An 11,539-nucleotide genomic window follows, 5' to 3' on the forward strand; every position below is an offset into this window, starting at 1 on the left:
GGGCGGACCCGGAATGAAGAAGGGCCGCCCCTCCGGGCGGCCCTTTGCTTTTGCACCGTCAGGATTCCAGCTCGATGTCCCAGTAGAGGTAGTCGAGCCAGCTTTCGTGCAGGTGCCCGGGCGGGAACCTGCGGCCGCGATCCTGGAGCTCGTGCATCGAGGGACGCCGCGCGGTGTGGAAGGGGTGCATGCCCGCTTCGCGCGGGGTGCGACCGCCCTTGGTCAGGTTGCAGGGCGCGCAGGCGGTGACGATGTTCTCCCACGTGGTGCGCCCGCCGCGCGAGCGGGGGATGACGTGATCGAAGGTCAGGTCCTCGGGCGAGCCGCAGTACTGGCAGCTGAAGCTGTCGCGCAGGAACAGGTTGAAGCGGGTGAAGGCCGGCGGCCGCTCCTGCGGCACGTACTGCTTCAGCGACACCACGCTGGGCAGCTTCATCTCGAAGGACGGCGAGTGGACCACGTGGTCGTAGGTCGAGACCACGTCGACGCGGTCGAGGAACACCGCCTTGATCACCTCCTGCCATGGCCAGAGGGACAGCGGATAATAGCTCAAGGGCCGGTAGTCGGCGTTGAGAACGAGAGCCGGCATGCCGGACGGGGGACGGGTCAGGACCTGCATCAGGGCCTCCCGAATCCGGGACCCGAAAGGTCCCTATGGAGCTGGTACGCGGTCGGACTGAAGACGGGCCTCCTTCCTACGCAAATCAGGGAATCGCCATTCATTCCCGGACGCACAGAAAGGATGATCCCAATCGGCGACAGAACCAAGACGAAGCTTGTGAAAGTTCAGCCGACGGGCTGGAGTGCTATCTCTCCGCGCCGAACGCCGCCGTAGCAGGCCCACAGAAGGTGCGCCGCTACCCCGCGATAGGGCTTCCAAGCCTCGGCCCGGACATAGGCCGCCTTCTCGCTGGGACGCGCGTCCTGGCCGTCGGCCCAGCGCATGGCCTCCTGCAGGGCGATGTCGCCGCCGGGAAAGACGTCGATGCGCCCCTCGCAGAACATCAGGAAGGTCTCGGCGGTCCACCGCCCGATCCCCTTGATGGCCACGAGGGCGGCGACGGCCTGGGCGTCGGGCATGGCCTTAAGCGCATCGAAGTCGCAGGCGCCGGACAGGTGCGCGCCGGCGATCTCGCGCAGATAGCGCACCTTGGGCCGCGACAGGCCAAGGCCCTGCAGCGCCGGGTCGTCCAGCGCCATGACGGCCTGGGGCGTCAGCTCGGGCAGGCCCGCTTGAACCCGCGCCCAGATCGCCGCGGCGGCCGCCACCGAGATCTGCTGCTCGACGATCATCCGGGCCAGGCCCGGAAAGCCGCCAGGCCGCAGGCGCCATTCGAACACCGGCGTCACCGCCTCCAGGCGGGCGAACATCGGGTCGGCGGCGGCCAGGTGGGCGCGGGCGGCGGCGATCAGGCCGGGAGTGGGAGCGGAAGCGGAGATCACGGCGGCGAGGAAGCCCTCGCCGGGTCGCGCTGGCAATCCGAAACTTGCGGAGGGCGTCTTGCGTCCTTCGAGGCCCGCTGGCGCGGGCGCCTCAGGATGAGGAAGTCAGTGCGACCAGGGTCCTCATCCTGAGCTGCGAGCCGCAGGCGAGCCTCGAAGGACGCAAGGCCTCAGCCGATAGAGACGATCTCGACCTCGCCGCCGGCCACCGTCGCGGTGTCGCCCACGCCCTTGCCCATCAGGCCCCGGGCCAGGGGCGAGACGTAGGACACCGAGCCCTTGGCCGGGTCGGCCTCGTCCTCGCCGACGATGCGGAAGGTCTGGGTGCGGCCGTCCTCGCGGTCGAAGGTCACCGTGTCGCCGAACTGCACGCTGGACCGTCCCGCGTCGCGCTCGACCAGCTGGGCCGTGGCGCGGCGAGCCGACCAATAGCGCAAATCGCGCGTGGCGCGGGCCATGGCGGTGCGGTCGTCGGCCACGCCTCCGGCCGCCTGGGCGGCGGCGTAGGCGGCGCGGGCGGCGACGAACTCGGCCTCGATCATCGCCATGCCGTCGGGCGTGACGAGATTGGGATGTTGCGAGATCGGACGATCGGGAAGGTCGGCGGCGAACGCTTCGGCGTCGCCTTCCTTGGTGAAGGCCACGCTCATAGGGGCGCTCGCGAAAAGGAAATCGGCAGGATCATCGGACGGAAACCCGGCATGTCGCGGGTCGTTCCGCCGCCTCGGCTATGACCGAGCGCGGCCCTCAGATCAAGATTGGGGGCGGACGGGCCACCCCGGCGGCCGCCCCCGGACAAGGCCGGGGCGGCCGCATCGGACATCTTCGTCCTTACAGCGCGATGGCCAGCACGGCGCCGGCGACGCCGACGGCGGCAACCAGGAAGTAACCGATGGCGACGCGGTCGAAGAGGCCTTCGAAGGCTTCGAAGCTACGGCTGGTCATGACACACATCCTTGCAGTTGGTGCGCGCCGACCCCCTCGGCCGGCGTGGCTCAGTGGCGGTCTCTTGATGGCCGATCCATCTGAACAACGCTTAGATAACACGGATCTTGTCGACGTCAAGATATCTTGACGCTGTTTGGATGGATTTTCGCTACGTAAGGGATAGAGTGCCCGCCGATGACTCTCGCCCAGCCCGAAGCCCGCCCCTATCACCACGGCGATCTGAGCCGCGCCCTCGTCGAGGCCGCCCGCAGGATCCTGGAGACCGACGGCCCGGCCGCCCTGTCCCTGCGAGCCGTGGCGCGCGAGGCCGGCGTCAGCCCGGCCGCGCCCTACCACCACTTCAAGGACAAGGGCCAACTGCTCGACGCGGTGGCCCACGAGGGCTGGGTGGCGCTCGACGCAGCCCTGATGAAGGCCCGCCAGGAAAGCGACGACGATCGCCGCCGGATGACCAGCCTGGGCGTGGCCTACGTCACCTTCGCGCGCGACAACCCCGCGCTCTATCGCGTGATGTACGACTGCTCGCGCGACAAGGACGCCCTTCCCGACCAGATGAAGGAAGAAGGCGCCTACTGCCAGGTGCGCAACACCATCGCCCACGCCGCCGGCGATGGCGTCTCCGAGATCGACCTGGAGCTGGCCACCATCGCGGCCTGGTGCGCGGGCCACGGCCTGGCGGAAATGAGCGGCTTCAAGCAGTTCGAAAGCCTCAAAGCCCTGCTCGGCGGCGAAGAGGCGTTCCTCAAGGCCGTGTTCGACCACCTGGGCATGTTCGCCAAGTTCGATCGCGGATGATCTCGCCCCGCGAATGAGCTTCACCACCCGCTTCGCCCCCTCCCCCACCGGCTACCTACATCGCGGACACGCCTTCTCGGCGCTGACGGCCTTCCAGGCCGCGCAGGAGGCCGGCGGCCGCTTCGTGCTGCGGATCGAGGACATCGACGCCACGCGCAGCCGCCCCGAATACGAGGCGGCGATCCTGGAGGACCTGGCCTGGCTGGGCCTTGCCTGGGAACAGCCCGTCCGCCGGCAGTCCGAGCATCTGGCCGACTACCACGCCGCCATCGAAGCCCTGCGCGAGCGCGGTCTCGTCTATCGTTGCTTCAAGACCCGCAAGGAGCTGGACATCGGCCGCGCCCCGCACGAGCCGGCCGTCCCCTATCGCGGTGCGCCGCTCCCCGCCGACGAGGAAGCCGAGCGCCTCTCGCGCGGCGAAGCCTTCGCCTGGCGGCTGTCGCTGGACGCGGCCCAGGCGGCGCTGGGCGGCTTCGCCGACCTGGCCTTCGTCGAGGAGGGCGCCGGCCCGGGCGGCGAGACCGGCCTGGTCGCCGCGCGTCCCGAGACCGCCGGCGACATCGTGCTGGCCCGTAAGGACGTCGGCGTCGCCTATCATCTGGCCGTGGTGCTGGACGACGCCCTGCAGGGGGTCACCCACGTGATCCGGGGCGTGGACCTGTTCGAGGCCGCCCACATCCAGCGCCTGCTGCAGGCCCTGCTGGGCCTTCCGACGCCGACCTATCACCACCACCGCCTGCTGCTGGGGCCCGACGGCAAGCGCTACGCCAAGCGCGACAAGGCCCAGACCCTGCGCGAACTGCGCGCCGCCGGCGTGACGCCGTGCGACCTGCTGGCGGAGATGGGCCTCTAGTCCGCGCCGCCGGCCTGCTCGACCAGCTGGCCCATCGCCCGCAGGTATCCGGCGAAGGCGGCCCTGCCCGTCTCGGTCAGGCGCACGCGGGTCAGCGGCTTGCGGCCCACGAAGCTCTTGTCGATCGAGACATAGCCGGCCTCCTCCAGCTTGCGCAGGTGGATGGAGAGATTGCCCTGGGTGACCTCGAGCAGGGTCTTCAGTTCGGTGAAGTCGGCCACCTCGGCGCTGGCCAGATAGGCCACCACCCCCAGCCGCACGCGGCCGTGGATGACGTCGTCGAGCCCGCTGATGTCGAACCTTGGCGCCACGGTCGTCTCAGGCGCCCAGGTCCGCGGGCCGGCCCATGGCCTGGCGCATCATGAAGAAGCCGGGCGCGGCCATGAAGGCGAACAGGCCGAAGGTCGCGATCAGCAGATAGAGGCCGGCGCGATCGACCAGCAGGCCCATGCCCACGCCCGTGGCCAGCCAGCCCAGCGAGACCGCCAGCATCCAGGCGCGCTTGCGCAGGGCGAAGACCGCGTACCAGACCGCGCCCTGCAGCACGAACACCACCGCCGGATGGTACAGCCAGTAGCGGAAGTCGTGGTTCTTCACGGCCGCGACCGCGAAGACGATGATCAGCGCCAGATTGGCCAGGCCCGCGCCCGCGAAGGCGGCGTTGATGGCCCGGTGGGTCACCCCGGCCTTGGGCTTGCGGCGCTCGACCACGATGACGATCGTCATGAGGATCAGGAATATCACCGTCGGCAGCCAGGCCAGGATCAGGTTGCCCAGCCCGCCCAGCCTCACCAGGCCGTTCTCCTGAGCGACGTAGACCAGGCACTGGACGCCGTAGAGCAGGCCCGCCGCGCCATAGAGCGCGCCGCCGGCGACGCCCAGGCCGGCCCGGTCCGCGCCGCCCTCGGCCAGGCCGCGCAGGAAGGCCAGGTCGTCCTGCACCGTCTTCAGCTTGTCGTTCATGGGCGCGGCTCCATCGGCGGCATCATGCAGGGTCACAGGATTCGTCCCAACAGCGGCGTGCGGCGCAGGACGATGGTCGAAAGCCAGCTCAGCGCGACCGCGCCGGCGAACACCAGGCCCCCCTTGGCCAGGCCGCCCCAGGCCTGCGGCAGCAGCAACCAGGCCAGCCACGAGGTGAAGGCGTAGTGCAGCAGGTACATGCCGTAGGCGTTGGCCTGCAGACTGGCGCCCAGGACCCCCGTCCGGCGCACGAAGCGCAGGAAGGCCGACAGGGCGGCGAAAGACAGCGCGGCGCAGGCCAGGGTGAACATCAAGCCGCCGAAGACGTCGAGGAAGGGTCGCGGCGGCGGGTTGGGCGAAAAGGCCACGATCAGGGTCGCCACGCCGCCGATGATCGGCAGGACCGGCGCCAGCTGCCAGGCCCACCAGCGCTTGGCCAGCTTGCCGCCGGGGTCTGTCAGGCCAAGGCCGACGCCCGCCGCGCCGACGGCTATCCCGGCCAGGAAGTAGACGAGGTAGTGGCCGATGCGCGCCGTCTGGACCGTGAACGGGCCGATCATGGTCCAGTGGCCGAACGGCGTGGTCATCGACAGCGGCAGGTAGGCCAGGGTGCTGACCAGCACGAGCCCCCAGAAGAACCGCGCGGGCTTGCGCTCGGCGCCCGCGCCCAGACGCGCCAGCCGATCTAGCAGCCCTGGCGCGATGGCGTAGGCCCCCGCCGCGACGGCGCCGAAGGCCAGCAGCACCCACAGGAACCAGGCAGGACCGGCCGGCCAGAACGGCAGCCTGGTCCAGGCGCTGGCGAAGGCTGCTAGCGACGGCGCCCCGCCCGACTGCAGCCAGGCCGGATAGTAGGCCAGGGGGGCCAGCAGGGCGGCGCTGATCACGAACGGGATCCCCAGGCGCAGGGCCCGCCCCTTCAGGAAGCCGCCCGCGCCCTTGCTTCGCAGGCCGTCGGCGACGAACAGGCCCGAGATGAAGAACATCAGCGACATGAAGAACATGTCGTTGACCAGCGTCAGGATCCCGAACGCCCCCACCCTCTGCGGATCCACGACCGGAAAGGCGGTCCACAGGATCGGCTGGGCGTCGAACGCCTTCGGGGCCGGCGCGTACGGGTGATAGGTCATCGCCATGTGGTGAAAGATCACCAGCAGGGTGACGAAGGCGCGCAGGGCGCCGACCGGAGCGTTGCGGCCGTCGCCGACGGCCATCTTCGCTGACTTGTCCGAAGCGCTGAGCGGCGCATGCATGGCTTGCCTCCCCCTCCCGTCGAGGTTGGCGGCGACCATGGATCAACTAGTTTGTTTTGTAAACAAGTTAGAGAACGATGTTTTCATGCGGACGTGAGGAGGGTGAGCTTACCAAGTTCGCCATCCCGGCCGAAGGACCGCGCCAGCGATCCGCAGAGCCGGGATGACGATGAAGGGGTATTGCCCCTAGGCCGCCGCAGCCTTGGCGGCGCGGGCCTGACGCAGGAGGCCGATCGCCCGCAGCGCCATCTCCAGGCGCGAGACGCCGAACAGGCCCACGCCCAGCACCACGAAGCCGTCGGTCAGCAGCACGGCGCTGATGTGCCAGGCCTCGGCTTCGGCCTCGAACACCGTCTTCAGGGCGAAGCGCACGACGAAGATGCCCAGCAGGAACAGGATCGCCGCCGGCGAGGGCCTGGTGTTGAGCTCGTGCGTGTCCGGGTCGATGGCGATCGGGATCAGGCGGCCGCGCCACCAGCCGATCGTCGCGCCCACCGCGAAGATCGCCGCCAACCACAGCCAGTCGGTTCCGTGCGGCGTGAACTGCATGAACAGGAACACGGTCGCCACGACCATGACCGCCGGCAGGATCCACATGAACTCCAGCTTCAGCCGGCGCTCCTTGCTCATCGAGCGGAAGCGCAGGACGAAGACGATGGCCACCACCACCGCCGTGACGCCATAGCCGATCAGTTTCTGATTGCCGTGATCCACGACCGATTTCCCCCGAAAACGCGCGGCATCCACTCGCCGCGCCCCCTGCCGCGATGAGCAACCGAAAAGCCATGCCCCGTCAATCGCGGGCGGGCCGGCTCCAGTAGCGATAACGGTAGGCGGTCGAAAAACCGCGCGCCGCGTAGAGGGCGATGGCGGGCGCGTTGGCTTCCTCGACCTGCAGATAGGCCGTCCGCGCCCCCAGCGAGGACGCCTCGGCCAGCAGCGCGTCCAGCACCCGGCGGGCCAGGCCCCGACGGCGGAAGTCCGGATCCGTGCGCATGCCGAAGATCCCCACGGCCTCGCCGTCGACAGCGCAGGCGCCCAGGGCCGCCGTGCGGCCGTCCAGGACCAGGCGGGCGAACCGGGCCGGCGCGGGAATCCGCCCCAGGGCCTCCAGCCGTTCGCGCGCGTCGGCGGCGTTCCCCTTGGCCGAGGCGACCAGCAGGGCCTCGAAGGCCGGGTCGGGATCGGCCGACAGCACCACCTCGGCGTCGGCGCCACCCGCGACCTGCCCGGTCATCAGCAGCGTCTCGCCGTGCGAGGCATAGCCGCGCCGCTCCAGCCGCTCGGCCAGATCCGCCGGCGCCGTCGCCCCGTCGGTCAGCTTGAAGCGAACCGGCAGGCCGCGTGCGGCGTAGAAGGCCTCGACCGCGTCGATGGCCCCCTCGGGATCGCGGTCCGGCTCGCCCAGCGGCCAGCAGGCGTTGATACGCAGCGAGAAGCCGTCGGTGGCGTTGAGCCGCCAGCCGCCCAGGCGCCCGCGCTCCCGGGCAGGCCAGGCCGAGTCGGCGATGGGCTCCAGAGTCTCGGGGCTCACTTCTCGGCCAGCAGGGCTTCGACCAGGCCGCGGGCCTCGGGGCTGGACCAGTCGGCCTCGCCGGCGATGCGGGCCCGCTCGCGCCCCTGCTTGTCGTAGATCACCGTGGTCGGATAGCCGACGGCGCGCGGCTGCAGGTCGAACGACATCTTGTAGCTCTTGTCGCGGAACGAGACGAGCGGCCGGTTCGCGGCCATCTCGGCCTGGATCAGGTTGACGTCGCTGTCGCGGTCGACGCTGATCGGCAGCACCTTCAGCGGCTGGGCGGCGTAGGTGCCCGCCAGCTTGGCCAGGGTGGGCATCTCCTTCTTGCAGGGCCCGCACCAGGTGGCCCACAGGTTCATGACCACGACCTGGCCCTTGAAGTCGGCCAGGGTGTGGGGCTGGTTGTCCATGTCGGTGAACACGGTGGTCGGCGCGGCGCGCGGCTGGGCCGGCACGTCCAGCTTGGCTAAAGACCCCTTCTTGAATTCCTTGAGGTCAGCGAGCTCTGCGGGTTTGAACGAAGCCTGGGCGATGACGTATAGGACCGCGACGACGCCGACGACCATGACGGCGCCGATCGCCCATTTCAGACCGTCGCGCTTTTGCGGCCCACCCGACTGGACTTCGCTCATATGACCGACAACGCCTCCAAATCGCCCGCCGCGAACGGCCAGGGCCAAGCCATGTGGGGCGGCAGGTTCTCGGCCAAGCCGGCCGAGCTGATGCAGGCGATCAACGTCTCCATCGGCTTCGACAAGCGCCTTTGGGCGCAGGACCTGGCGGGCAGCCGCGCCCACGCGCGGATGTTGATCAGCCAGGGCGTCATTGCAAGCAGCGACGGCGAGGAAATCCTCGAAGGCCTGGCCAGGATCGAGGACGAACTGACCACCGGGACCTTCCCGTTCCGCGACGAGTACGAAGACATCCACATGAACATCGAGGCGCGGCTGCGCGAGCTGATCGGCCCGACGGCCGGCCGGCTGCACACCGCCCGCTCGCGCAACGACCAGGTGGCCGTCGACTTCCGCCTGTGGGTGCGCGACGCCGCCGACCGTTCGGCCGCCCAGCTGGAAGCCCTCCAGAAGGCCCTGCTGGCCCAGGCCGAGACCTATGCCGACGCCCTGATGCCGGGCTTTACTCACCTGCAGCCGGCCCAGCCAGTGACCTTCGGCCACCACCTGATGGCCTATGTCGAGATGTTCGGCCGCGACGCCGGCCGCTTCCGCGACGCTCGCGCCCGCATGAACGAATGCCCGCTGGGCGCGGCGGCCCTGGCCGGTTCACCCTTCCCGATCGACCGCCACCAGACCGCCGCCTCGCTGGGCTTCGACCGTCCGACCGCCAACTCGCTGGACAGCGTCTCCTCGCGCGATTTCGCACTGGAAGCCCTGTCGGCCGCCTCGATCACCGCCACGCACCTGTCGCGCCTGGCCGAGGAGATCGTGCTGTGGACGACGCCGATGTTCGGCTTCATCAAGCTGACCGACGCCTTCACGACCGGCAGCTCGATCATGCCGCAGAAGAAGAACCCCGACGCGGCCGAGCTGATCCGCGCCAAGGTCGGCCGCATCCTCGGCAGCCTCACCACCCTGACCGTGGTCATGAAGGGCCTGCCGCTGGCCTATTCGAAGGACATGCAGGAGGACAAGGTCCCGACCTTCGAGGCCTTCGACGCGCTGGAACTGTCCCTGCTGGCCATGGCCGGCATGATCGCCGACCTGACGCCGAACACCGAGAAGATGGCCGCCGCCGCCGGCGCCGGCTTCTCGACCGCCACGGATCTGGCCGACTGGCTGGTGCGCGAACTGAACATGCCTTTCCGTGACGCTCACCACGTGACAGGCTCGGCCGTGAAGGCTGCGGAAACCAAGGGCGTGGATCTGGCCGAGCTGAGCCTGGCCGAGTTCCAGGCCATCGAGCCGCGGATCACCGACGGGGTCTATGCCGTCCTCACCCCGGCCGCCTCGGCGGCCAGCCGCATGAGCTATGGCGGGACCGCCCCCGCCCAGGTGCGCGCCCAGATCGCGCGTTGGAAGGAAACCCTGGCATGATCCGCCCCGCCACGCTGCTCGCCATCGCCGCCCTGGGCCTGACCGGCGCCGCCCTCTCCGCCTGCGGCAAGCAGGCCGAGCTGGAGCGCCCCGCGCCGCTGTGGGGTCCGGAAAAGAAGGCCGCCGAAGCCTCCAAGCGTCGCGAGGCCTCGGCCCAGGCCAACAAGCCGGCCCGCCCCAACGGCGTGCAGGAGAACGTCGACCCGGCGTCCAGCAACCGCACGACCCGCGCGGCCCCGCTGCGCGGCGCGCCGTCCGACCCGTTCGGCGGCCCGTCCGCCGCCGGCTTCCCGTCCTCGACGCCGAACTGACAATCCCTGCGTCCTTCGAGGCCCGCTAACGCGGGCGCCTCGGGATGAGGAGGGCCTGTGCTGAGTTCCTCATCCTGAGGCGCGAAGCGCAGCCGAGCCTCGAAGGACGCACGACCGACACCGAAAGCCCCTTAAGTGAACCACTTCGAATACGGCCCCGAGGGCCTGGCCTGCGAAGGCGTCCCCCTGGCCAAGATCGCGGCCGAGGTCGGCACGCCCGTCTACGTCTACTCCCGCGCCACGCTGGAGCGGCACTTCACGGTGTTCCGCGACGCCCTGGTCGAGGCCGGCGTCGTCGATCCGCTGGTGGCCTATGCGGTGAAGGCCAATTCGAACGTGGCCGTGCTGAAGGTGCTGGGCGACCTGGGCGCCGGCGCCGACACCGTGTCGGAGGGCGAAGTCCGTCGGGCGCTGGCCGCAGGCATCCCCGGCGAGCGCATCGTGTTTTCCGGCGTGGGCAAGAAGCGCGACGAGATCGCCTTCGCCCTGAAGGTCGGCGTCGCCGAGATCAACGTCGAGTCCGAGCCTGAGATGGAGCTGATCGCCAGCGTCGCCGCCGAGCTGGGCGTGCGGGCCAAGATCGCCTTCCGGGTCAATCCCGACGTCGCCGCCGGCGGTCACGCCAAGATCGCCACCGGCAAGTCCGAGAACAAGTTCGGCGTCTCGTTCGCCGAGGCCGCGCGCCTCTACGCCAACGCCAGCAACAACGCCGCCCTCGAGCCGATCGGCGTGGCCTGCCACATCGGCAGCCAGATCGTCGACCTGGAGCCGATGCGCGAAGCCTTCACCAAGATGCGGGGCCTGGTCGAGAAGCTGATCGGCGAGAGCCTGTCGGTCGAGCGCCTGGATCTCGGCGGCGGGCTGGGCGTGCCCTATTTCAACCACCCCGAGCCCCCGCCCCCGGCCGCCTTCGCCGCCATGGTCGCCGAGGTGACCAAGGGCCTGCCGGTGAAGCTGGCCTTCGAGCCGGGCCGCGTCATCGCCGCCAACGCCGGCGTGATGGTGTCGGAAGTGATCCACGTCCACGAGCGTCCGGAAGGCCGCAAGTTCCTGGTCATCGACGCGGCCATGAACGACCTGGTGCGTCCGGCCATGTACGACGCCTTCCACGACATCCGCCCCGTTCAGCCCAAGAGCGGCGAGAGCGTCTACGACGTGGTCGGCCCCGTCTGCGAGACCGGAGACACCTTCACCCGCGACCGCACCCTGCCGCCGTTCGGTCCCGGCGACCTGGTGGCCTTCATGTCGGCGGGCGCCTACGGCTCGGCGATGGCCAGCGAATACAACACCCGCCCGCTGATCCCCGAAGTGCTGGTCGACGGCGACCGCTACGCCGTGATCCGCAAGCGCCCGACCTATGACGAGATGCTGGCCCGGGACCTGGTTCCGGACTGGGTGTAGCC

Annotated in this window: 15 protein-coding genes; 5 read left to right on the forward strand and 10 right to left on the reverse strand. The window is 69.8% G+C overall.

Annotated features, from left to right (window positions below; translation table 11 throughout):
- Window positions 1-58: 58 nt before the first annotated feature.
- From G5B46_RS08135 to G5B46_RS24365, 4 genes are all read right to left on the reverse strand, one after another.
- The gene (locus G5B46_RS08135) at window positions 59-622 is read right to left on the reverse strand and encodes an HNH endonuclease (protein WP_205691581.1); all 564 of its coding nucleotides are present in this window, start codon (window positions 620-622) and stop codon (window positions 59-61) included.
- A 164-nt stretch (window positions 623-786) separates the two neighbouring features.
- Complete coding sequence (locus G5B46_RS08140; RefSeq protein WP_165258331.1) at window positions 787-1,371, reverse strand: DNA-3-methyladenine glycosylase 2 family protein; 585 nt, start codon at window positions 1,369-1,371, stop codon at window positions 787-789.
- A 242-nt stretch (window positions 1,372-1,613) separates the two neighbouring features.
- A complete protein-coding gene (greA, locus tag G5B46_RS08145) occupies window positions 1,614-2,093 on the reverse strand; it encodes a transcription elongation factor GreA (RefSeq protein ID WP_165257639.1) in 480 nt (159 codons plus the stop codon).
- 181 nt (window positions 2,094-2,274) lie between these two features.
- Window positions 2,275-2,388: a hypothetical protein gene (locus G5B46_RS24365; protein WP_240903410.1), complete on the reverse strand. Its 114-nt coding sequence runs from the start codon at window positions 2,386-2,388 to the stop codon at window positions 2,275-2,277.
- Window positions 2,389-2,565: 177 nt separating this feature from the next.
- Between G5B46_RS24365 and G5B46_RS08150 the strand changes: the two genes are divergently transcribed.
- Together G5B46_RS08150 and gluQRS are read left to right on the forward strand one after the other, a co-directional pair.
- A complete protein-coding gene (locus G5B46_RS08150) occupies window positions 2,566-3,186 on the forward strand; it encodes a TetR/AcrR family transcriptional regulator (protein ID WP_165257641.1) in 621 nt (206 codons plus the stop codon).
- A 13-nt stretch (window positions 3,187-3,199) separates the two neighbouring features.
- The gene (gluQRS, locus tag G5B46_RS08155; RefSeq protein WP_165257643.1) at window positions 3,200-4,039 is read left to right on the forward strand and encodes a tRNA glutamyl-Q(34) synthetase GluQRS; all 840 of its coding nucleotides are present in this window, start codon (window positions 3,200-3,202) and stop codon (window positions 4,037-4,039) included.
- Here the strand turns inward: gluQRS and G5B46_RS08160 are convergent.
- From G5B46_RS08160 to G5B46_RS08185, 6 genes are all read right to left on the reverse strand, one after another.
- Window positions 4,036-4,350, reverse strand: a complete 315-nt coding sequence (locus G5B46_RS08160) for a transcriptional regulator (RefSeq protein ID WP_165257644.1) — start codon at window positions 4,348-4,350, stop codon at window positions 4,036-4,038. The two genes, gluQRS and G5B46_RS08160, sit on opposite strands and share 4 nt — an antisense overlap.
- 7 nt (window positions 4,351-4,357) lie before the next feature.
- The gene (locus tag G5B46_RS08165) at window positions 4,358-5,002 is read right to left on the reverse strand and encodes a hypothetical protein (protein ID WP_205691563.1); all 645 of its coding nucleotides are present in this window, start codon (window positions 5,000-5,002) and stop codon (window positions 4,358-4,360) included.
- 32 nt (window positions 5,003-5,034) lie between these two features.
- The gene (locus G5B46_RS08170; RefSeq protein WP_165257648.1) at window positions 5,035-6,255 is read right to left on the reverse strand and encodes an acyltransferase; all 1,221 of its coding nucleotides are present in this window, start codon (window positions 6,253-6,255) and stop codon (window positions 5,035-5,037) included.
- Between the two features lie 186 nt (window positions 6,256-6,441).
- Window positions 6,442-6,969 (reverse strand): CcdC protein domain-containing protein, encoded by a 528-nt coding sequence (locus G5B46_RS08175; protein ID WP_165257650.1) that lies wholly within the window; start codon window positions 6,967-6,969, stop codon window positions 6,442-6,444.
- 79 nt (window positions 6,970-7,048) lie between these two features.
- Window positions 7,049-7,789, reverse strand: a complete 741-nt coding sequence (locus tag G5B46_RS08180) for a GNAT family N-acetyltransferase (protein ID WP_165257652.1) — start codon at window positions 7,787-7,789, stop codon at window positions 7,049-7,051.
- Window positions 7,786-8,406 carry a TlpA disulfide reductase family protein gene (locus G5B46_RS08185; protein ID WP_165257653.1) on the reverse strand — a complete coding sequence of 207 codons (621 nt, stop codon included), beginning with the start codon at window positions 8,404-8,406 and terminating at the stop codon, window positions 7,786-7,788. Before G5B46_RS08185 ends, G5B46_RS08180 begins: the two co-directional genes overlap by 4 nt.
- On the opposite strand from G5B46_RS08185, the gene argH reads away from it, so the two are divergent.
- From argH to lysA, 3 genes are all read left to right on the forward strand, one after another.
- The gene (argH, locus tag G5B46_RS08190; protein WP_165257655.1) at window positions 8,407-9,825 is read left to right on the forward strand and encodes an argininosuccinate lyase; all 1,419 of its coding nucleotides are present in this window, start codon (window positions 8,407-8,409) and stop codon (window positions 9,823-9,825) included.
- Window positions 9,822-10,136: a hypothetical protein gene (locus G5B46_RS08195; RefSeq protein WP_165257656.1), complete on the forward strand. Its 315-nt coding sequence runs from the start codon at window positions 9,822-9,824 to the stop codon at window positions 10,134-10,136. The genes argH and G5B46_RS08195 overlap by 4 nt, the downstream gene beginning before the upstream one ends.
- A 135-nt stretch (window positions 10,137-10,271) precedes the next feature.
- Entirely contained in the window at window positions 10,272-11,537 is a 1,266-nt protein-coding gene (lysA, locus tag G5B46_RS08200; protein WP_165257658.1) for a diaminopimelate decarboxylase, read from the forward strand.
- The last annotated feature ends 2 nt before the right edge of the window (window positions 11,538-11,539 follow it).

This window comes from Caulobacter sp. 602-2 (assembly GCF_011043625.1).
In the GTDB taxonomy this organism is placed as follows: Bacteria; Pseudomonadota; Alphaproteobacteria; order Caulobacterales; family Caulobacteraceae; genus Caulobacter.